Source organism: Duganella alba, from assembly GCF_009674495.1.
GTDB classification, from domain to species: domain Bacteria; phylum Pseudomonadota; class Gammaproteobacteria; order Burkholderiales; family Burkholderiaceae_D; genus Rugamonas; species Rugamonas alba.
Map to the genome: position 1 here is coordinate 166,895 of NZ_WKJN01000011.1, position 20,595 is coordinate 187,489.

Consider the following 20,595-nt stretch of genomic DNA (forward strand, 5'->3'; position numbering starts at 1 on the left):
TGCCGACATTCGGACATTGGGTCGCACGCGATCCAATGTCCGAATGTCGGCACTGACCCCGGGGTTTTTACATCTGCCGGAACTGGCGGGTGTAGGCTTCGCTGACGGTAAGTTTTTCGGTGCGGCCTTTGATGCGGATTTCCATCGCGGTGCCGTCGCGGTCGATGCGGTCCACCGCTTCCAGGTTGACGATGGCGCCGCGATGGATCTGCGTGAACTGCGCCGGGTCCAGCTGCTCGATCAGGCTTTTCAGCGGCAGCCGGATCAGCGCTTCGCCGTCATGCGTGACCACGCGCGTGTATTTGCCGTCGGACTGGAAGTACTGCACGTCGCGCACCATCACCAGCCGCACCGTGTTGCCGGCCGACGCCTTGATCCACTTCATGTAGGCCGGCGCCTTGGCCAGCACCTGCTGCCACACGCCCGGCGGCACCTGCGCGCCGCTGCGCGTCTTCAGCCGCTTGACGGTTTGCAGCAGCCGCGCCGCCGTCACCGGCTTGACGATGTAGTCCACCGCGCCGGCCTCGAACGCCTGCACCGCGTGCTCCGCGTAGGCGGTCACGAACACGATCTGCGTCGCTTCGGGAATGTGCTGCGCCACCTCGATGCCGGTCAGGCCGGGGATCTGGATGTCCAGGAACACCACGTCCGGCCGCAGCGATTCCAGCATCGACACCGCCTCCACGCCATTCTCGGCATGGCCGGCGATGTCCAGTTCCGGCCACAGCGCATGCAGCTGGTCGCGCAGTTCCGCCATCAGCAGCGGTTCGTCTTCGACGATTAAGGCAGTCGGCATCCTCATTCCTTGTTGATGGCCAGCGTGGCGACCACGCCGCCGTGTTCCGCCGCCGTGACCGACAGCGCCGCCTTGTCACCATACAGCAGTTGCAGGCGCTCGTGAATATTCGCCAGGCCGAAGCCCTGGCCCATTTGCTCCGTCAGGCCAACGCCGTCATCGATCACCTGCACGCACAGCGCATCGCCAAGCTGCTTCGCCGTGATGGTGATGGCGCCCGGCCGGCTGGCGCGTTCCAGGCCGTGCTTGACGGCGTTCTCCACCAGCGAGATCAGCATCGCCGGGGGGAAGGGCAGCGCCAGCAGCGCATCATCGGCCTCGATGCGGAACCGCAGCCGCTGCCCCATGCGGATCTGCATGATCGACAGGTAGCTGCGCGCCAGCGCCAGCTCGCGCTCCAGCGTCGACGACACGGAGCGCATGTCCGGCAGCGCGTTCTGCAGATAGCCAACCAGGTGGTCCAACATCTGCTGCGCGGTGTCGGCATCGGTGCGGATCAGGTATTTGAGATTGGCCAGGGTGTTGAACAAAAAATGCGGCTCGACCTGCGCCTGCAAGGCCGATAGCTTGGCGTTCAGCGCCGCGCGTTCCAGTTCCTGTTCGCGGCGAATGGCGCGCAGCGCGCGGTCGCGCTGTTCGAATTGCGTGCGCAGATGCGCCGCCACGGTTTCCACCGCATGCAGTGCGCCGCCGCGCTGCACGGTGAAGAAGTCCAGGCCGAAGCGGCGGCGGATGCGCACCTCCACTTGCTGGCCGGGTTCGCCCACCACCACCACTTCCGTGCATTGCGCCAGCCACACCGGCCACCGTGGTCCGATCAGGATGCGGCCGTTGAATGGGAAATAGCTGAACATCGCCGGCCCGCCGTAACCAAGCGCCATGCCCATCGCCAGGCCGGACAGCGTTTCGGTGCAGACGTTGTAGGTGGTCAGCGGATCGAGCGGCGACAGCACCATGCGGCTTGGCCGCGAACTGAACATTTCCGCGGTCAGCGGTGTGCCAGCCGCGCTCAGCTCCTTCAGGCGCCCCTGCACCACGCTGTTGATCGCAATGAACGGCACCAGGGCCGGCCAGACCATGTTGAACAGGTTGCTCCAGTGCCAGAGAGACTTTTGTCCCATCACATGGCCAATCGACGAAAGCAGGACGATCGCGAAACCAAACAGCATGACGATGCCGACGGCCATCGCCGCCCAGACGCGCAGCAGCGATTGCCACTGGTAGCGGCGCACCAGCCGGCGATCGTGCTCGACTTCGACAGGTTTGAGGTAGAAAGGAGTAGTCATGCCGCCCATTCTAGCTGCGGCGGCGTGCCGCAACGGCGCATGCGACGAAGGGGCCGAAATCGGGAGCGAAATGGAAAAAACCCTGTTTGACGTTGCCATCAAACAGGGTTTTTAAATTTTGGTCGGAGTACAAGGATTCGAACCTTGGACCCCCTGGTCCCAAACCAGGTGCGCTACCGGGCTGCGCTACACTCCGAAGAAGCAAGATAATACAGGCTAGCAAATAGATCGTCAAGTGCCTGCGAAATTTCGATGCTATGATTTAAAAATCATGACCGCCACCTTTTCCTTCGACCAGCCCAGCCGAGTACGGCGTCCCGGCATTGTCGCGGGCATCGCGGTGTCGCTGGTGCTGCATGCGGTGCTGCTGTTCGGCTATCGGCTGTCCAGTCCGCCCGCGCCGGCGCAGCCGGCCAAGGCGATGACGGTGTGGCTGCAACCGGCCAGGCCGCCGCGGATCGTCGCCAGGGTCGAGCCGCCGCCAAAACCGGAAAAGCGCGAAGTCGCCAGGGTCACGCCACGCGCGCGCAGCACGCCAGCGCCAGCGCCAGCAGCGGAAGAGAAAACCGCCGTGGCCGCGCAAACGCCGCTGAAGCCGGCCGAATCGCAGGCCATCACGCTGCCACCGGCGCCCGATCCGCTGCACGCGGACCAGCAGCCCAGGACTTTCGACATGAACGCGGCGCTGAAAACCGCCCGCAAGGTCGCCAACGACAAAGATCCGGCCCGCGCCGGCCTGCCGGTGGCGCAGCTGGACGACCATCCGCTGTATCCGGAAAACCATACCACCAAGCTGCAAAGCGGCATCGCCAGCGCCAAGAAGGACGATTGCCTGCAAAAAGGCGCGGGCGCCGGCCTGCTGGCGCCGCTGATCTGGGCGCTCGACAAGCACTGCAAATTCTAGTTTTTCAGCTGCAAAGCCCGGTCGTACAGCGCGTTTTTCTTGCGGCCGGTGATTTGCGCGGCCAGTCCGGCTGCCTGTTTAACAGGCAATTCCGCCAGCAGCACCTGCAAAATCCGGTCGGCTTCGACGTCGTTTTCATCGTCGGCCGGCGGCGCGCCTTCCAGCAGCACCACGAATTCGCCTTTTTCCCGGTGGCCGTCGGCCTTGATCCAGGCTTCCGCCTCGGACAGCGGGCAGCGGTGGATTTCCTCGAACATCTTGGTCAGCTCGCGCGCGAACACCACCTGGCGGGTCGGCTCGAACGCCGCAGCCAGCGCGCTGGCGCAGTCCAGGATGCGGTGCGGCGCCTCGTAAAACACCATGGTGGCCGTCACCGCGCGCAGCGTGGCGAGGAAATTCTCGCGCTGCTTGGCCTTGGCCGGCAGGAAACCGACAAAGTAGAACTGGTCATTCACCAGCCCGCTGGCCGACAAGGCCGTCACCGCCGCCGACGCGCCCGGCAGCGGCAGCACCCGCAAGCCGGCCGCCCGCACCGCATCGACGATGCGCGCGCCAGGGTCGGACACGGCCGGCGTACCGGCGTCCGACACCAGCGCGATGCGCTCGCCGGCCTGCAAACGGGCGATCAGCACCTCGGCCGCCTCGCGCTCGTTGTGCTGATGCGCGGCAATCAACGGCTTGTGCAGGCCGAAGCGCGTCATCAGGGTCGCGGTGTTGCGCGTGTCCTCGCATGCCACAGCATTGACCAGGCTCAAAACGTGCAGCGCCCGCAGGCTAATATCCGTCACATTGCCTATGGGGGTCGCCACGACGTACAAGGTTGCGCTAGGATAGGTCTGGTGCGCCATTTCGCCCATGACGGGCAAACTGGCGATGGAACTGGATTCGAGGTCGCTCATTGGGGGTAGGATGAATAGTGTGAGGTTGACGCTGCTGTGCATGGCTGCCGCAGTGCTGAGTGCATGCAGCACGCCGTTTTGCGACGCGCCGGGGGGATTGTGCTCGCCCCAGCCGGCAAAAACAAGCCCGCCGCCGCCGGTCGTGCAACCGCAACCCTTGCCCAAGCCGCCGCCGGAGCCGCCGTTGCCGCCCGCCGAAACCTTCGCCATCACCCTGCCGGGCGCCGCGCCGGCGGGTGAGGACCGCAGCGAACTGCCGCCGCGCGCCGAAGCGCCGGCCGCCGTGCGCGACGTCGACTATAACGCCTTGCCGCCCGACACGCCGGTCCGCATCGGCCTGCTGCTGCCGCTGCGCTCGGACACCCTGGGCGTGGCCGCCGATGCGCTGCGCGCCGGCTTCATGGCGGCCTGGGAGCGCGACCGCGCCAACATCACCGTCACCGTGCTGGAAACCGGCGACGTGGCGCAGGATATCCTGTCGGTCTACGCCCGCGCGCTGCAAACCCAGGACATCGTGGTCGGTCCTTTGTCGCGTTCGGCCGTGGCCTCGGTGGCCGCCAGTCCGCTGGTCAGCAAGCCGACCATCGCCCTGAATTATCCGGAAGGCTACGGCCAGCCGGGCGCCTTGCCGCTGCCGCCGCACATGCTGGCGATCGGCCTGTCGATCGAGGAAGAAGCGCGCCAGGCAGCGCAATGGGCCGCCAGCGAGCAGCCGGACGGCGCGGCGCTGGTGCTGACCACCGGCTCGGCCTGGCAGCGCCGCGTGGCGGCCGCCTTCGCCGGCCAGTGGCAAAAGCTGGGCCGCCCGGTGCGCACCATCGAATTGAGCTCGCCGGACGGCTACCTCAGCGATCCGGAACTGGTGCAGCTGCGCGCCACCCTGCGCCAGGGCCTGCCGGCGCTGCTGTTCTCGGCCATGGGCGCCGACCAGACCCGCCAGCTGCGCCTGGCGCTGGGCAGCGCCGTCAGCACCGAGCCGGTCAATCCGATCTTCAGCACCGCCGACGCGCTGCCGCCACCGCCGCCATCCGCGCCGGCCGACCAGTTCAGCAGTCTGCCGATCTACGGCACCTCGGCGCTCAATCCCGGCGCCGGCTTCCCGGCCCAGGACCTGGAAGGCGTGCGCCTGCTGGACCTGCCATGGCAGCTGCAGCGCGACCATCCGGCGGTGATGGTCTATCCGCGTCCGCTGCAAACCGGCGTCGGCAGCGCCGACATGGCGCGCCTGTACGCGCTTGGCATCGACGCCTTCCGCGTGGCGCGCGAGATCGGCCGCCATCCGGCCGGCCGCTTCCAGCTCGACGGCGTCACCGGCCGCCTGAGCATCGATTTCGGCCAGGGTCCGTCCAGTTTCGAGCGGATCGAACAATCGGCCGTCTACCAGAACGGCGCGGCGCAGCCGGTTCGTCCATGAGGATGCCATGCCGCGCACCCCACAGCAGCGGCTGGGCCGGCTCGGCGAGGACCGGGCCCTGGCCCATCTCCTGGCCCAGGGCCTGACGCTGCGGGAGCGCAATTTCCTGTGCAAGTCCGGGGAAATCGACCTGATCATGCAGGACGGTCCCCACCTGGTGTTCATCGAAGTGCGGCAGCGCGCCAGCAGCCGCTTCGGCGGCGCCGTCTACAGCGTCACGCCGGCCAAGCAACAGCGCCTGTTACGTGCGGCACAATATTATCTTTTGCGCTATAAACTGCCACCACCATGCCGCTTCGACCTGGTCGCCATCGACGATGAAAAGTTGTCCTGGATACAAAATGTGCTGGAGATGTAAGCATTTTTAACAGCGCTTGTCCGGTCTGCCGGACGACTGCACTATAATCAGCACACTATGAATAATCAACGCATCCTGGCGCACTTCCACGAAAGTGCCGAAACCAAAATCCAGTCCGCCACCGTCCTCGCCCCGCATATTGCGCAAGCGATCGACCTGATGTTCTCGGCGCTTTCCAACGGCAACAAGATTCTGGTCTGCGGCAACGGTGGTTCGGCCGCAGACTCGCAGCACTTCGCCGCCGAGCTGGTGGGCCGCTTCGAGCGTGAGCGCTTCCCGCTGCCGGCCATCGCGCTGACCACCGACACCTCGATCCTGACGGCGGTGGCCAACGATTACAGCTACCGCGAGATCTTCTCCAAGCAGGTGCAGGCCTTCGGCCAGGCCGGCGACATCCTGCTGGCGTTCTCCACCTCGGGCAACTCCGGCAACGTGGTGGCGGCGATTGAGGCGGCGCTGGAGCGCGAAATGCGCGTGGTGGCCATGACCGGCAAGGGCGGCGGCGCCATCGGCAAGATGCTGACCGACGCCGACGTCCATATCTGCGTCCCGCACGACCGTACTGCCCGTATCCAGGAAGTCCACCTGGTAACCATCCATGCTATTTGCGACGGCATCGACGTCGCGCTGTTCGGAGGAGATGTGAATGAGTAATCCCGGCGCAATCTGGAAACGAGTACAACGTCCGCTGGCCATGAGCGTGCTGTGTGGCGCCATGCTGGCATCGCTGTCGGGCTGCGTCGCGCTGGTCGCGGGCGGTGCGATTTCCGGTACGCTGGCTGCCTCCGACCGCCGCACCTTCGGCGCACAGACGGAAGACCGTGCGATCGAAGTCAAGGGCGGCATCAAGATCAACAACGTGACCGGCGACGCCGGCCACGTGAACATCAACAGCTTCAACCGCCGCGCCCTGATCACCGGCGAAGTGCGCGATGACGCGATGAAGGCCGCCGTCGAGCGCGAAGTACGCAGCATCGAAGGCGTGATCGACGTCATCAACGAACTCGACGTCGCCGGCCTGGCCAGCTACACCTCGCGCTCCAGCGACACCATCATCACCGGCAAGGTCAAGGCCAGCCTGGTCGACGCCAAGGACATCTCCGCCAATTCCTACCAGGTGGTGACCGAGCGCGGCGTGGTCTACCTGCAGGGCCGCGTGACTCAGCGCGAAGGCCAGATCGGCGCCGACATCGCCCGTGGCGTCAGCGGCGTGACCAAGGTGGTCAAGGTGTTTGAATACATCACCGAGGAAGAGTGGAAGCAGTATCAGCCCAAGCCCGCCAACCCCAACACACAGAGCAACTCATGAGCACCTCATCCCGCGCCTGGATCAAGCCGGTCATCGCCGCCGTAGCGATTGCCGCCATCGGTTTTGGTGGTTACACCGCGCTGGCCAAGCGCGAGGTGGCGCCGCAGCTGACCTTCGTCAGCCTCAACGGCGAGAAGATCACGCCGGAAAGCCTGCGCGGCAAGGTAGTCATGGTCAACTTCTGGGCCACCTCGTGCACCACCTGCGTGGGCGAGATGCCGAAGATGGTCGACACCTACAACAAGTTCAAGGGCCAGGGCCTGGAATTCGTCGCCGTGGCGATGAGCTACGACCCGGCCAACTACGTGGCCAACTATGCGCAGACGCGCCAGCTGCCGTTCAAGGTGGCGCTGGACAGCGACGGCTCGGCCGCCAAGGCCTACGGCAACGTCAACATGACGCCAACCACCTTCGTCATCGGCAAGGATGGCAAGATCCTCAAGCGCTATCTGGGCGAACCGGACTTCCCGGCGCTGCACAAGCTGCTGGATGAGTCGCTGAAAAGCTAGCTGGCATGCGGCTTGCATGGCTTAAAGCTCTCCTCCACTACCAGGAAAGCCGCCATGGACCGCAACCAAGTGACGCAAAAAATCCTCTCCACCAAGGTCGCCAAGCGCATGCGCTGGGCCGATCTAGCCCAGGAATTCGGCCAGAGCAAGGAATGGACGACCGCCGCGCTGCTCGGCCAGATGACCTTCAGCCGGGCGCAGGCCGACAAGGCGCAACAGCTGTTCGATCTCACCGATGAAGAAGCGGCCTGGCTGCAGATCGTGCCCTACAAAGGCTCGCTGCCGACCGCCGTGCCGACCGATCCGCTGATCTACCGCTGGTACGAAATCGTCAGCGTCTACGGCACCACCATCAAGGAACTGATCCACGAGGAATTCGGCGACGGCATCATGAGCGCCATCGACTTCTCGATGGATATCCAGCGAGAAGCCGATCCCAAGGGCGACCGCGTGCAGGTGGTCCTGAGCGGCAAATTCCTGCCCTACAAATCCTACTAGGCCGACTAGAAGCCTGCCTGCAGCGACAGGTACAGGCCGTGCTGCTTCTTCGGATTGAACACGGTGATATCGCCCAGTTCCGCATAGGCGGCCGTCACTGACAAGTTCTTGGTCGGGAACCAGGCGACGAAGGCGTCGTAGTACGCCTTCTCGTTGTCCACGCCCAGGTTGTGCGGCTTGCGGCGGTACTCGGCGCCCAGCGCCACCTTGCGCGTGATCAGATAGGCGGCGGAGAACTCCGGCATCAGCCGCGTGTCGTCGTTCTTGTCGCCGCCGAAGCCGAGGATGCCCATCTGGTTGGCGCGGGTGGCGCGCAGCGTGGCGTTCAGCAGCAGGCTTTGTTCCAGGTAGATCTTGGTGGCCGAGACATAGTAGTCGTAGCCATGATCATCCTTGGCGCCCAGCTGCTTGACGTTGGTGACGCCCAGCGCCTCCAGGCCATGCACGCCCTTGTTCTTCTTGTACATCACGCCGATGGCCACCTGCGGCACCCAGCTGTCCTGCTCATACACCGCATCGCCCAGCACCTTCAGCTTGAGGCCGACGATGTCCTGCTTGATGTTGAGCTTGTCCAGCGGCGCCAGGCTGCCCTTGAATTCCTGGTTGGCGAACGACACTTCAAGACGGTCGGCCAGGCCGATCGCCACGCCGTAGCTGCCCAGCTTGTAGTCCTGCGTGCTGATGTAGGTGTAGTGCGCATTGGCGCCCCAGCTGTCGCGCGTGCCGTAGCCGGTGATCAGCGCCCACGGCGTGATGCCGCCGCCGCCAGCGCCTTCCACCTGCACCACGCCGCCGGTGGCCAGCAGCTTGCCCATGTCGGGCGACGACGATTGCGCCCAGGCGCCGGCGCAGGCCAGCGCAGCCATCAAGGCTGGAATGATTTTCTTCATTGTTCTGCTCCTGATGGATTATTTGGTCACGATGTCGCGCTGCATCGGCGCCAGCTTGGCGACCAGCTTGAGCGCAACGCGGCTCGGCACATTGTGCTGTTCCATCGCGATCTGCAAATCCTCGGTCAGCGCATTGAACATGGCGTTGGTGATCTTCAGATCCTGGTGCACGGTCTTCATGTCGCGCACCGGGCCGACGCCTTCCATGGCCTTGTCATGGTATTTGCCGGTGTACTTGCATGGGCCGCCGGCGAACTCGCAGAACTGCTCCTGCAGACGCACGTTCAGTTGCGGGATGTCGAAGTCGGTGAAGCTTTCCTTGATGCGCGGATCGGCCAGCACCAGCGTGATGAAGGTATCGACGATCTTCTTGATACCTTCCTTGCCGCCCAGGCCCTGGTAGGTGGAGTCTTCGGTGTAAGGGGTTTGCGCCATGGCCAGCGAAGACGCCAGCAACAGGCCACAGCCGAGCCGCTTGATGAATTTTTTCATATCAGTCCTGATTAAAAACGATAAAGAGAATTCAGCGGGGTCTCGGCTTCTACTGCAATTTATCAGATTATTTGGGGTATAAGATCATTTGCGTGCATCTGAACAACGCTATTGTTTTGCCAGTATCTTTGTTGGTCACGGTCGCGTCCCACACCTGCGTGGTGCGGCCCAGATGCACTGCCGTGGCGGTCGCCACCACCGTGCCCTCGCGCGCGGTGCCGAGGTGATTCGATTTCAACTCGATGGTGGTGAAGTTCTGCGCGCCTTCCGGCAGATGCGAAAAGCACGCGTAACCGCAGGCGGTATCGGCCAGCGTGACCACGCTGCCCGCATGCAGAAAACCGTTCGGCGCGAGATGATAACCGCTGACGTCAAACTCCGCCACAATCTCGCCTTCCTTGACGGAAGTGATGACGATGCCCAGGTGGTCCGGCAGCGTGCCTTTGCCGAACTGGTTAAAGTATTCGGTGGTAAATTTTGCAGCATCCATAGAGCTCCCTCTTTACATTACGCGTACCCACGCGCCTTTGTAGAGTATAGGGCCAGTTGGACCATTCGGATCGGGCGAGCCGCCTTTTGGCTCCAGCGACACGGCCAGCAGCGCGACGTCGTCGCCGACGGCATTGCTGCCCAGCGCCAGCCTGACCTCGCCCTTGTCAGCCAGCAGGCCCAGCGAACGTGGATTGCCTTGCTTCGGCACGGCCCACAGCTGCAGCGTCTTGTCGCTGGCCACCGGCGCGTTGCCGACCAGGCGCACCGTCAGCGCCTTGTGATGGGTATCGCCGGTCAGCACCAGCGCGGTCTGCGCTTTCTCGTCGGTCAGCGTGGCGACGTAATCGAGCTGCGGCTGGTCGAGCAGGCGCGTGCCGATGACGATCACCAGCAAGGCCGCCATCGCGGTCGAGGCGACGCCCAGCCAGCGCCAGAAGTTCAGCGACTCCAGCCAGCCGGCCCGCTCCGGCCGCAGATTCAGGCGGCGTTCGATGCCCAGCCATACCTGCTTGCGCGGCTTTTCGGCGGCGGAAAACTCGGCCATCGGCGCCAGCCGGTCCTGCCACTCGGCCGTCAGGCGGCGCAGCGCGGCGTCGTTGTGCAGATAACCTTCGAAGCGGCGGCGCGCGCCGCCCTTGAGCGTGCCGAGCACATATTCCGCGGCCAGCTTTTCGCGCAGTGGTGCGTTGTCGCGGATGTTCATGGACGGTCTCCCTTGGCCAGACACGTCTTCAGCTTTTCCAGGCTGCGGCGTATCCAGGTCTTGACGGTCCCGATCGGCAGCGCCATCTGCTGCGCCACCTCGCTATGCGACAAATCGTGAAAGAACGCCAACCCCACCACCTGCCGGTGCAAGCCTTCCAGCGCCGACATGCAATATGCCAGCGCCTTGGCGTCGCGGCTCAGTTCCAGCGCCTCGATCGGCGTGGCGGAGGGGTCGTGCAGTGCATTCATGATTGCTTCATCAAACGGGTCTCCATCGATTTCGGCGGCGACATCGCTGCGGCGTAGCAAATCGAAAGCCTTGTTGCGCACGATGGTGGTCATCCACGTCATCGGTGCGGCCAGGTGGCTTTGATAGCTGCCGGCGTTGTGCCAGATCGCGACGAAACTCTCTTGCAGCACTTCTTCCGCAAGCTCGCGCTTAACCAATATACGCAGCGCGAAGCCAAACAGTTTCGCTGAAGTAGCGTCATATAACGAGCGGAAAGCCGCGGCGTCGCGCTGGGCGGCGCCATTCAGCCACGTGCGCAGCTGTTGAGGATCGAGGGTATGGGCGTCGGACACGGCGTGCCTTAATCGGAGGATGACGAAAATTACCATATTCTCAACGCTGCACGAAACAAAATCGTGAATCCAGTTGAAGCCCTCCAGCGTACAAGCCTTACAACATGAAGCATTCAACAATGCGCGCGAGGGGACGGGATGACGATCAGATGCAGGATGGCTGCGGTGTTGGCAATGATGTGGCACGGCGCGGCGCTGGCCGCCGAGGACACCAACGGCGCGCTGGCCAGCGTGACGGTGTTGGGCCATTACGACAATGCGGTCGGCACCTCCGACGCCGCCAGCCAGGGCACGGTGACCGCCAACCTGATCGCCAACCGTCCCGCGCTGCGCACCGGCGAGCTGCTGGAATTCGTGCCGGGCATGATCGTCACGCAGCATAGCGGCGACGGCAAGGCCAACCAGTACTTCCTGCGCGGCTTCAATCTCGATCACGGCACCGACTTCGCCACCTGGGTCGACGGCGTGCCGGTCAACATGCGCAGCAACGCGCACGGGCAAGGCTATTCCGACCTCAACTTCCTGATCCCGGAACTGGTGCAGCGCATCGACTACAAGAAAGGCAGCTACTTCGCCGACGAAGGCGACTTCTCGTCCGCCGGCGCCGCCCACATCGGCCTGAGCGACCAGCTCAAACAGGGCATCGCCAATCTCACCGTGGGCGGCTACGGCTACCAGCGCGGCGTGCTGGCCGACTCCTTTGCCGCCGCCGGCGGCACGCTGCTGTACGGGCTGGAAATCAGCCGCAACAACGGTCCGTGGCAAACGCCGGAGCAGGTGCGCAAGTACAGCGGCACGCTGCGCTACAACCACGGCGATGCGCAGGACGGCTACAGCATCACCGCCATGGCCTACCGCAACCGCTGGAACGCCACCGACCAGGTGCCGCTGCGCGCCGTGCAGGAGGGCTTGATCGGCCGCTTCGGCAGCCTCGATCCCAGCGACGGCGGCGACACCTCGCGCACCAGCCTGGCCTGGAATATGCACCGCCGCGGCAGCGACCAGGTCACGCAGGCCTCGGCCTACCTGGTGCATTCCAGCCTGGACCTGTACAGCAACTTCACCTACCTGCTCAACGATCCCGTCAACAGCGACCAGTTCCAGCAAAGCGAGCGCCGCACCATGGGCGGCGCCAGCGCCAGCCACGCGTGGCTGAACAACATCGGCGGCATCGACATGCGCAACCAGCTGGGCGTGCAGACGCGCTACGACCACATCGCGCCGATTGGCCTGTACGCCACCGTGGCGCGCCAGCGGCTGGCCACCGTGCGCGAGGACCGCGTCGACGAGGCCAGCGTGGGACTGTATGCGGAAAACACCAGCTACTGGACGCCGTCCTTCCGCAGCATCGCCGGCCTGCGCTATGACGCCTACCGTTTCAAGGTCAACGACGACAACGCCAACGCGCACAAGTTCTCGCCCAAGCTGTCGCTGATCTTCGGACCGTGGGCGAAGACCGAATACTTCATCAACTACGGCGCCGGCTTCCACAGCAACGATGCGCGCGGCGTCACCGGTCCCGATCCCGCGCAACCGCTGGTGGGCACGCGCGGCGCCGAACTGGGCGTGCGCAGCGAGTGGCTGCCGGGCCTGCAAAGTTCGCTGTCGCTGTGGGCGCTGGACATCGATTCGGAACTGGTCTATGCCGGCGACAGCGGCCAGACCGAAGCGAGCCGCGCCAGCCGCCGCACCGGCGTCGAATGGAGCAACCACTACATCGCGACGCCGTGGCTGCTGTTCGATCTGGACCTGGCGGTGTCGCACGCGCGCTATCGCCAGAGCGACCCGGTGGGCAACTACGTGCCGGAAGCGCTCGACAAGGTGGCCTCGTTCGGCATGACGGTCAAGGATATCGGCCGCTGGTTCGGCGGCTTTGAGTTGCGCTACTTCGGCCAGCGTCCGCTCGTCGAAGACAACAGCGTGCGCTCGGCCGCCACCACGCTGGCCTATGGCCGCATCGGCTATCAACTCAGCCGCCGCACCAAACTGACCCTGGACGGTTTCAACTTGTTCAACCGCCAGGCCAGCGACATCGACTACTACTACACCTCGCGTCTGGCGGGGGAACCCGCCGAGGGCGTCAACGACGTGCACTTCCATCCGGTCGAGCCGCGCACGCTGCGGCTGACGCTCAGCCACAGTTTCTGAAAATTAATCTTATTAAATCTGAATCTGACGCGCGGTGCGCCGCGTATATCAGCCTGCAGTACCCACAGAAGGTCTACTCATTCGGAGGAAGCGAGATGCAAACTATCATCAATCAAGCCGTGCGGCTGGCGGTTGCAGGCACACTGGCCGGCGCCTGTCTGCCGGCGGCAATGGCGTCCAGCCACCGCGAAGCGCCATTCATTACGCAAAGCCCCAAGGTCGACGGCACCGACTTCTACATGTTCCGCAGCTATGAAACCGGCCGCGCCAACTTCATCACCCTGATTGCCGACTACGTGCCGTTGCAGGATCCCGGCGCCGGCCCGAACTACTTCGAGATGGACCCGAACGCGCTGTACGAAATCCACATCGACAACAACGGCGACGCCAAGGAAGACCTGACCTTCCAGTTCCGCTTCAATAACACCAACAAGGACACCAAGCTGACCGTCGGCGGCAAGCAGGTGTCGATTCCGCTGGTGATCAACGGCGGCCCGATTGCCGCGCCCAACGCGGCCGGCGCCAATGTGCGCGAGACCTACACCATCAGCGTGGTGCGTGGCGACCGCCGCACCGGCACCCGCTCCAATGTCACCAATGCGGCCGATGGCAGCACCACCTTCGACAAGCCGCTCGACAACATCGGCAACAAGTCGATTCCCAACTACGCGGCTTATGCGGCGGCGCACGTCTACAACGTCAACATCCCCGGTTGCAGCACGCCGGCGCGCGTGTTTGTCGGCCAGCGCAAAGATCCGTTCGTGGTCAACCTGGGCGAGACTTTCGACCTGGTGAACATCAAGGCGCCAGCCACCGAATTTGCCGCCAACGCGGAAAGCGCAGCCAAGGATGACCTGGCCGGCAAGAACGTCACCGCCATCGAAATGGAAGTGGCGGCTTCGTGCCTGACCGCCACCGGCAGCAGCGATCCGGTGATCGGCGGCTGGACCACGGCCAGCGTGCGCCAGGGCCGTCTGCTGAATCCAACGCCGAACACCGGCACGCCATCGAAAGAGGGCGGCGCCTGGACGCAAGTCTCGCGCCTCGGCATGCCGCTGGTGAACGAAGTGGTCATCGGCCTGAAGGACAAGGACACCTTCAACGCCAGCAAGCCGTCGGGCGATGCGCAGTTTGCCACCTACGTGACCAATCCAACGCTGCCGGCGCTGATTGAAATCCTGTACGGCAGCGCCGGCGCCAAGGCGCCGATCAACTTCCCGCGCAACGATCTGGTAGCGGCGTTCCTGACCGGCGTCAAAGGGCTGAACCAGCCGGCCACGGTGACGGCATCTGAAATGCTGCGCCTGAATACCACCACCGCCGCTGTCGCCATGGGCAGCCAGAACCGCCTGGGCGTGATCGGTGGCGACAATGCCGGCTTCCCGAACGGCCGCCGTCCTGGCGATGATGTGGTCGACATCGCGCTGCGCGTGGTGATGGGCAAGCTGTGCACGCTGAATCTGGGCTGCGCACCGGCCGATGCACCGGCCGGCGCTCTGCACTTTACTGACGGTGCTTATCTCGACGACAGCTTCTTCACCGCCGCCTTCCCGTACCTGAAAAATCCGCTGCCAGGCTCGCCGCAGACCGGCGCCGTGGTGCAAGCCGCACGGAGGGCGCCATGAGAATACTGAGCCTGACGCTGGGCCTGAGCGCGCTGCTGGTGCTGAGCGCGTGCGGAGGCAGCAGCAGCCATGACGAAGGGCCGTCGACGCCGACCATGCCGCCGGTGACGCCGCCGGTGTCGATGGTGGACAAGTTTTACTCCGCCGTGCTGGCGATCATCGGCGACGGGGGTGAGACAACGACGGAGCCGCAGGCGATCGATAGCATCGCCGCGACCACGCCGGAAGATACGGAGCCTGTCGCATTGAAGTAACCCTGCACCCCTGACGAAAGGGTCTGACCCCGTACGGGGTCAGACCCTGGCCGCAGCGGTGTGCGGGTTTCACAGGTGCAGCAAACTTTTACAGCGGCAAGCAACGTCAAACCCACAAAAAACATCATGCATAAACTGATACTTGCGCTGGCGTGCTGCGTTACCGCTGCGGCACATTCAGCTCCCTACATTCCGGCCAACGGCAGCCAGGTGGTGGAAACCGTGCCTCGCCGCGGCGATCCAGTACAGCAGGAAGTCCGCCGCCTGCGCAGCCAGTTAAACGCCAACCCAACCGACATCGCGCTGGCCGCCATGGTCGCGCGCCGCTATATCGCCCTGGCCCGCAACGAAACCGATCCACGCTACCTCGGCTACGCGCAGTCCGCACTGGAGCCATGGTGGCAACAGCCCGCCCCACCAATAGAGGTCCGCCTGCTGCGCGCCACGCTGTTGCAAAGCACCCACCAGTTCACGCCAGCGCTGGCCGACCTCAAGGCCGTACTCGCAGCCGATCCCCGCAACACGCAGGCATGGCTGACGCAGGCCACCGTGCAAACCGTGCAGGGAGACTACACCGCCGCCACAGCCAGCTGCGCACACGTATCCGGCCTGACGATCGAACTGGTCGCCATCACCTGCATCGCCAACATCGGCACGGTGAACGGCAAGGCGGCAACCAGCGAACAGTTGCTGGGCCTGACGCTCGAACGCAGCCCCAATGCTCCCAGCGAACTGCAAGTGTGGGCACTGACCCTGCTGGCCGAAATGGCACAGCGTCGCGGCGATGCCACCACCGCCGAGAAACGCTTCCGCCAGGCGCTCGCCCTCAGTCCGCGCGACAGCTACCTGCAAGCCGCTTACGCCGACCTGCTGCTGGAACAAGGCCGCGCCGCCGATGTCCTGACACTACTGCAAGGCCTGGACCGCATCGATGCGCTGCTGCTGCGCCGCGCGCTGGCATTGCAGCAGGCCGGCCAGCGCAGCGCCATGCAGGCCGATATCCGCGAACTGGCAGCCCGCTTCGACGCCGCCGGCCAGCGCGGCGACACGGTCCACCAACGCGAGCAGGCGCGCTTTGAGCTGCAACTGCGTCACGACGCCCGCACCGCGCTAGCACTGGCGCGCAAAAACTGGGATGTGCAAAAAGAGCCGGCCGATATCCGCATTTACCTCGAAGCCGCCGTGCAGGCGCGCGACAGCGCCAAGCCGGTCACCGACTGGATCGCCACGCACCATACCGAGGACGTGGCGGCGGCACGGCTGCTGCGTCAACTGCCAACGGGGACATGATGAAACGCCTGCTCTTTGCTCTGCTGCTGTGCTGCGTGCTGACGCCAGCCGCCGCGCACAAACCCAGCGACAGCTATCTGTCGATCGACGTCCAAAGCGAACGCGTGACGGGCCAGTGGGACATCGCCCTGCGCGACCTGGACTACGCCATCGGCCTCGATCAGGATGGCGACGGCAAGCTGACCTGGGACGAAATCCGCGCTCGTCACGCGGCAATCGCCGCCTACGCGCTGGAACGCCTGCAACTGAAGGCCGACAACGGCGCCTGCCGCATCACTGTCGGCGAACAGCTGATCGACGATCACACCGATGGCGCCTATAGCGTGCTGCGCTTCCAGGCCAGCTGTCCCGCGCCGCTGACGGCCCTCACCATCGGCTACCGCCTGTTTGCCGATCTCGATCCGCAGCACAAAGGCCTGCTGCGGCTGATGCACGATGGCGTCACCACCACCGCCATCTTTGACCCGTCGCATGCGGAGCAGCGCCTGTCACTGTCCGCGCCGGACCAGCTGCAGCAGTTCAGCGCCTATGTGCGCGACGGCGTGTGGCATATCTGGATCGGCTACGATCACATCCTGTTCCTGCTGTCGCTGCTGCTGCCGGCGGTGCTGCTGGCCGCGCCGGCCGACAATCTGCGCGGCGCCTTCATCGACGTGCTGAAAGTGGTAACCGCCTTCACGCTGGCACACTCGCTGACCTTGACCCTGGCCAGCCTGTCGTTGATATCGCTGCCTTCGCGGCTGGTGGAATCGGCGATTGCGGCCTCGGTGATCGTGGCGGCGGTGAACAATGTCTATCCGCTGTTTCGCGGGCGGCGGCCCTGGGCGGCGTTCGGCTTCGGCCTGATACACGGCTTCGGTTTCGCCAGCGTGCTGGTCGACCTCGGGCTGCCGAAAGGCGCGCTGCTGGCCAGCCTGTTCGGCTTCAACCTGGGCGTGGAGATCGGCCAGCTGTGCATCGTCGCGCTATTCCTGCCGCTGGCCTTCCTGCTGCGCCGGACGTGGTTTTACCGCCGCCTGCTGACCGGCGGCTCGGTGGTGATCGCGCTGGTGGCGCTGGTATGGTTCGTCGAACGCGCGTTTGACGTTCAGGCCCAGTCGATCGGGCTTTGACCGTTGGCGACGAGGTAGTCGTTCGCGCGCGAAAACGGCTTGCTGCCAAAGAAGCCCTTGTGCGCGGAGAAGGGCGATGGGTGCGGCGACGTGATGATCAAGTGCTTGCGGCTGTCGATCAGCGCACGCTTGGCGATGGCGTAGCTGCCCCACAGGATGAACACGATGTGTTCGCGCTGCGCCGACAGCGCGCGGATGGCGCTGTCGGTGAAGGTCTCCCAGCCGTGGTTGGCGTGCGAACCGGCTGCTCGCGCACGCACGGTCAATACACTGTTGAGCAGGAATACGCCCTGTTCCGCCCAGTCGGACAGATCGGTCTGGCGGCGCTCGACGCCCAGGTCGCTGTGCAGCTCCTGGAAGATGTTCTGCAAGCTGGGCTGCGGACGATTTCCCTCCGGGACCGAGAAGCAGAAGCCCATGGCGGCGCCCGGCGTGTGATACGGGTCCTGCCCGAGAATGACCACCTTCACCTGATCGAACGGCGTCAGATCGAAAGCGCGGAAGATGTTTTTGCCGGCCGGGCAGCACTGCGTCGCGGCATACTCGGCACGCACAAAAGACGTCAGCGATTCCCAGTAGGGCTGCTCAAACTCCTGCTGCAACCGCTGCTTCCACGACTCCTCGATACGTACACTCATCTGCGCTCCCGGACGATGCCAACAGCCCGCATAGTCCGATAAAACGCGGTCGCAGGTCAACTGTTTTAGCGCTTCACTCCGGCCGGACGTAACCGTCGGCCACGCCTTCCTTGGACAGTACCCATTGCCACAGCTGGATGTCGCGGGCGCGGAAGGCGCCGGCGCAGGACAGCAGGTAGTATTTCCACATGCGGCGGAAGCGTTCGCCCAGCTGCGACGCGAAGCGCGGCCAGGCCGCTTCGAAGTTGGCGTGCCAGGCCATCAGCGTCTTGTCGTAGTCGGCGCCGAAGTTATGCAGGTCCTCGACCACGAACAGGCCGTCGGCGGCGTCGCCGATCTGGCCGATCGATGGCAGGTCGCCGTTCGGGAAAATATACTTGTCGATCCACGGGTCGGGCGTCGAGCTGCGCTGGTTCTTGCCGATGGTATGCAGCAGGAACAGGCCGTCGTCCGCCAGGCAGCGGTGCGCGACCTCCATGTATTTCCGGTGGTTCTTGCGGCCGACGTGCTCGAACATGCCGACGCTGGCGATGCGGTCGAAGCGCTCGTCGATGGCGCGGTAATCCTGCAAGCGGAATTCCAGCGGCAGGCCGGCATAGCGCGCCTTGGCCCACTCGGCCTGCTCCCTGGAGATGGTGACGCCCACGCACTCGACGCCGTAATGCTCGGCCGCGTAGCCCATGAAACTGCCCCAGCCGCAGCCGATGTCCAGTACCCGCATCCCCGGTTCCAGCCGCAGCTTGCGGCAAATCAGATCCAGCTTGGCCTCCTGCGCCTCGGCCAGGCTGCCGGCGTCGCGCCAGTAGCCGCAGGTGTAGGTCATGCGCGGGTCGAGCATCGCCGCGTAGAATTCGTTGCCCAGGTCGTAGTGCGCCTCGCCGACGGTCCAGGCGCGCTTCAGGTTCTGCAGGTTCAGCATGCGCGCGCGCATGGCATGAAAGGCCAGGCCCAGCGGCTTCACCTGCTGATCCAGGTGCGCCGCCAGCACGCGGTGGAAGAACTGGTCCAGGTGCTCGACGTCCCACAGTCCATCCATATAGGCTTCGCCCAGGCCAAGGTTGCCATTGGAAATCACGCAATCGAGCACGCTGGTGTCCGCCACTTGCAGGTCCCATGCGCGGCCACCGTTGATGGCGACATTGGCCCTGGCCAGCAGGTCCGCCACCGCCTGCTGCGCACCCGACGCCGCCGGCGGACGGCTGTTGGCGTGGCGACGCTCCACCGGGTTCATGGTCAGCGTATTTTTCATCTCAACTCCAGTAAGATAGGCAGGTCATGGTGTCAGTATAAATTCCGTCTTCATGGACTGCATGACTTACAATACGAGTTGCAAGTCGGAAAATTCATGATCTATCAGCGACCTCGACGGGACTAATTTGGACATCCGCTCTCTACGTTATTTCATCACCACCGTACAGCTCAACAGCTTTACCCAGGCGGCCGAATCAATGCACGTCACCCAGTCCACCATCAGCAAAATGGTGCGGCAGCTGGAGGACGAGGTCGGCGAGGCGCTGCTGATACGGCAAGGCCGCAAGCTGGTCCTGACCGACGCCGGCCGCATCGTGTTCGAGCGCGGGCAGGAAATGCTCAACTCCATGCGCCTGTTGAGCACCGAACTGACCGACACCCGCGCCTTGCAGCGCGGCCGCCTGACGGTCGGCATCCCGCCGATGATCAACCTGCTGTTCACGCCGGTGCTGAAGGCGTTCCGCGAGCGCCATCCCGACATCGAGTTGAGCTTGCGGGAAGATACCGGGCAGGTCATCGAACGGCTGGTGGCGACCGGCGAACTGGAACTCGGCATGACCGTGTCGCCGGTCGATCCGTCGCTGGACCTGCAATCGAAGGAGGTGGCCAAGTTCCCGATCTGGGCGGTGGCCAAGCCCGATACGTTCCGGCGCAACGCGTCGACCATCAAGCTGTCCAACCTGGCGGCGATGCCGCTGGTGCTGCTGAAGGACGAATTTGCGTTGACGCGCGCGCTGCGCCAGGTATTTCAGCAGCATGGCCTGGAGCCGGTGATCGCGGCGCAGAGCGGCCAGTGGGACTGGCTGCTGTCGATGGCGTCGGCCGGCGTCGGCGTGGCCCTGCTGCCCGAACCGTTCATCCACCGGCTCAACGGCGTCGAGGTGGCGGCGGTGCGCGTGGTGGAACCGGACATCCATTGGCGGCTGGCGCACATCTGGAACGGCCGCTACCTGTCGCATGCGGCCCGCGCCTGGGTCGAGCTATGCCAGACCATGCTTACCGGTACTGGGCACTGGCTGTAGCCTGGTCGAGCATCGAGGTGTAGATGGCGTGCAGGTTGGTCAGCGCCGTGTGCAGGCGCGGCAGGCGCTCGGCCGCCGCGTCGGGCACGGCGGCGCGCAGCAGCGGGCTGGCCGCCAGCAC

23 protein-coding genes and 1 tRNA gene are annotated in these 20,595 nt (G+C 64.5%); 13 read left to right on the top strand and 11 right to left on the bottom strand.

Features of this window, described 5'->3' with window-relative positions; genetic code table 11:
* Positions 1 to 67: 67 nt before the first annotated feature.
* The 3 genes from GJ695_RS13655 to GJ695_RS13665 form a co-directional block, all read right to left on the bottom strand.
* Positions 68 to 796: a LytR/AlgR family response regulator transcription factor gene (locus tag GJ695_RS13655; RefSeq protein ID WP_154365561.1), complete on the bottom strand. Its 729-nt coding sequence runs from the start codon at positions 794 to 796 to the stop codon at positions 68 to 70.
* 2 nt (positions 797 to 798) lie between these two features.
* A complete protein-coding gene (locus GJ695_RS13660) occupies positions 799 to 2,082 on the bottom strand; it encodes a sensor histidine kinase (protein ID WP_166455181.1) in 1,284 nt (427 codons plus the stop codon).
* Positions 2,083 to 2,201: 119 nt separating this feature from the next.
* Positions 2,202 to 2,278 (bottom strand) — tRNA-Pro (locus GJ695_RS13665).
* Between the two features lie 75 nt (positions 2,279 to 2,353).
* On the opposite strand from GJ695_RS13665, the gene GJ695_RS13670 reads away from it, so the two are divergent.
* Positions 2,354 to 2,986: a hypothetical protein gene (locus GJ695_RS13670; RefSeq protein WP_154365565.1), complete on the top strand. Its 633-nt coding sequence runs from the start codon at positions 2,354 to 2,356 to the stop codon at positions 2,984 to 2,986.
* Here the strand turns inward: GJ695_RS13670 and rsmI are convergent.
* The gene (gene rsmI, locus GJ695_RS13675) at positions 2,983 to 3,885 is read right to left on the bottom strand and encodes a 16S rRNA (cytidine(1402)-2'-O)-methyltransferase (RefSeq protein WP_154365567.1); all 903 of its coding nucleotides are present in this window, start codon (positions 3,883 to 3,885) and stop codon (positions 2,983 to 2,985) included. The two genes, GJ695_RS13670 and rsmI, sit on opposite strands and share 4 nt — an antisense overlap.
* 184 nt (positions 3,886 to 4,069) lie before the next feature.
* Here rsmI and GJ695_RS13680 point away from each other — a divergent pair, with 184 nt between their 5' ends.
* From GJ695_RS13680 to cynS, 6 genes are read left to right on the top strand one after another with little or no spacing between them, the layout of a single operon-like run.
* Positions 4,070 to 5,299, top strand: a complete 1,230-nt coding sequence (locus GJ695_RS13680) for a penicillin-binding protein activator (protein ID WP_229260483.1) — start codon at positions 4,070 to 4,072, stop codon at positions 5,297 to 5,299.
* Between the two features lie 7 nt (positions 5,300 to 5,306).
* Positions 5,307 to 5,657, top strand: coding sequence for a YraN family protein (locus GJ695_RS13685; RefSeq protein WP_154365570.1), 351 nt, complete (start codon positions 5,307 to 5,309; stop codon positions 5,655 to 5,657).
* 57 nt (positions 5,658 to 5,714) lie between these two features.
* The gene (locus tag GJ695_RS13690; protein ID WP_154365572.1) at positions 5,715 to 6,311 is read left to right on the top strand and encodes a phosphoheptose isomerase; all 597 of its coding nucleotides are present in this window, start codon (positions 5,715 to 5,717) and stop codon (positions 6,309 to 6,311) included.
* The gene (locus tag GJ695_RS13695) at positions 6,304 to 6,966 is read left to right on the top strand and encodes a BON domain-containing protein (RefSeq protein ID WP_154365574.1); all 663 of its coding nucleotides are present in this window, start codon (positions 6,304 to 6,306) and stop codon (positions 6,964 to 6,966) included. Before GJ695_RS13690 ends, GJ695_RS13695 begins: the two co-directional genes overlap by 8 nt.
* Complete coding sequence (locus GJ695_RS13700) at positions 6,963 to 7,475, top strand: peroxiredoxin family protein (RefSeq protein ID WP_154357392.1); 513 nt, start codon at positions 6,963 to 6,965, stop codon at positions 7,473 to 7,475. The genes GJ695_RS13695 and GJ695_RS13700 overlap by 4 nt, the downstream gene beginning before the upstream one ends.
* A gap of 54 nt (positions 7,476 to 7,529) precedes the next feature.
* A complete protein-coding gene (cynS, locus tag GJ695_RS13705) occupies positions 7,530 to 7,973 on the top strand; it encodes a cyanase (protein WP_154365577.1) in 444 nt (147 codons plus the stop codon).
* Between the two features lie 5 nt (positions 7,974 to 7,978).
* Here the strand turns inward: cynS and GJ695_RS13710 are convergent, their stop codons facing one another.
* The 5 genes from GJ695_RS13710 to GJ695_RS13730 form a co-directional block, all read right to left on the bottom strand.
* Entirely contained in the window at positions 7,979 to 8,863 is an 885-nt protein-coding gene (locus tag GJ695_RS13710) for a DUF3034 family protein (RefSeq protein WP_154365578.1), read from the bottom strand.
* 18 nt (positions 8,864 to 8,881) lie between these two features.
* Positions 8,882 to 9,355, bottom strand: a complete 474-nt coding sequence (locus GJ695_RS13715; RefSeq protein ID WP_154365580.1) for a group I truncated hemoglobin — start codon at positions 9,353 to 9,355, stop codon at positions 8,882 to 8,884.
* A gap of 67 nt (positions 9,356 to 9,422) precedes the next feature.
* Complete coding sequence (locus GJ695_RS13720) at positions 9,423 to 9,845, bottom strand: PaaI family thioesterase (RefSeq protein ID WP_154365582.1); 423 nt, start codon at positions 9,843 to 9,845, stop codon at positions 9,423 to 9,425.
* Positions 9,846 to 9,857: 12 nt separating this feature from the next.
* A complete protein-coding gene (locus GJ695_RS13725; protein WP_154365584.1) occupies positions 9,858 to 10,550 on the bottom strand; it encodes an anti-sigma factor in 693 nt (230 codons plus the stop codon).
* Positions 10,547 to 11,134 carry a sigma-70 family RNA polymerase sigma factor gene (locus tag GJ695_RS13730; protein WP_166455180.1) on the bottom strand — a complete coding sequence of 196 codons (588 nt, stop codon included), beginning with the start codon at positions 11,132 to 11,134 and terminating at the stop codon, positions 10,547 to 10,549. Before GJ695_RS13730 ends, GJ695_RS13725 begins: the two co-directional genes overlap by 4 nt.
* Positions 11,135 to 11,308: 174 nt before the next feature.
* Here GJ695_RS13730 and GJ695_RS13735 point away from each other — a divergent pair, with 174 nt between their 5' ends.
* The 5 genes from GJ695_RS13735 to GJ695_RS13755 all read left to right on the top strand — a co-directional run bounded on the left by GJ695_RS13735 (position 11,309) and on the right by GJ695_RS13755 (position 17,563).
* Positions 11,309 to 13,282: a TonB-dependent receptor gene (locus GJ695_RS13735; protein WP_371866527.1), complete on the top strand. Its 1,974-nt coding sequence runs from the start codon at positions 11,309 to 11,311 to the stop codon at positions 13,280 to 13,282.
* Between the two features lie 95 nt (positions 13,283 to 13,377).
* Complete coding sequence (locus tag GJ695_RS13740; RefSeq protein ID WP_154365590.1) at positions 13,378 to 14,907, top strand: DUF4331 domain-containing protein; 1,530 nt, start codon at positions 13,378 to 13,380, stop codon at positions 14,905 to 14,907.
* Complete coding sequence (locus GJ695_RS13745) at positions 14,904 to 15,161, top strand: hypothetical protein (RefSeq protein WP_154365592.1); 258 nt, start codon at positions 14,904 to 14,906, stop codon at positions 15,159 to 15,161. The genes GJ695_RS13740 and GJ695_RS13745 overlap by 4 nt, the downstream gene beginning before the upstream one ends.
* A 126-nt stretch (positions 15,162 to 15,287) precedes the next feature.
* The gene (locus tag GJ695_RS13750) at positions 15,288 to 16,451 is read left to right on the top strand and encodes a tetratricopeptide repeat protein (RefSeq protein WP_154365594.1); all 1,164 of its coding nucleotides are present in this window, start codon (positions 15,288 to 15,290) and stop codon (positions 16,449 to 16,451) included.
* Entirely contained in the window at positions 16,448 to 17,563 is a 1,116-nt protein-coding gene (locus GJ695_RS13755; protein WP_154365596.1) for a HupE/UreJ family protein, read from the top strand. Before GJ695_RS13750 ends, GJ695_RS13755 begins: the two co-directional genes overlap by 4 nt.
* Here GJ695_RS13755 and GJ695_RS13760 read toward each other — a convergent pair.
* Complete coding sequence (locus tag GJ695_RS13760) at positions 17,539 to 18,201, bottom strand: uracil-DNA glycosylase (RefSeq protein ID WP_154365598.1); 663 nt, start codon at positions 18,199 to 18,201, stop codon at positions 17,539 to 17,541. The genes GJ695_RS13755 and GJ695_RS13760 overlap by 25 nt on opposite strands.
* Positions 18,202 to 18,274: 73 nt before the next feature.
* On the bottom strand, positions 18,275 to 19,450 hold the full coding sequence (gene cfa, locus GJ695_RS13765; RefSeq protein ID WP_371866528.1) for a cyclopropane fatty acyl phospholipid synthase: 1,176 nt from the start codon (positions 19,448 to 19,450) through the stop codon (positions 18,275 to 18,277).
* A 127-nt stretch (positions 19,451 to 19,577) separates the two neighbouring features.
* Here cfa and GJ695_RS13770 point away from each other — a divergent pair, with 127 nt between their 5' ends.
* The gene (locus GJ695_RS13770; RefSeq protein ID WP_154365600.1) at positions 19,578 to 20,474 is read left to right on the top strand and encodes a LysR family transcriptional regulator; all 897 of its coding nucleotides are present in this window, start codon (positions 19,578 to 19,580) and stop codon (positions 20,472 to 20,474) included.
* Positions 20,475 to 20,595: the final 121 nt, after the last annotated feature.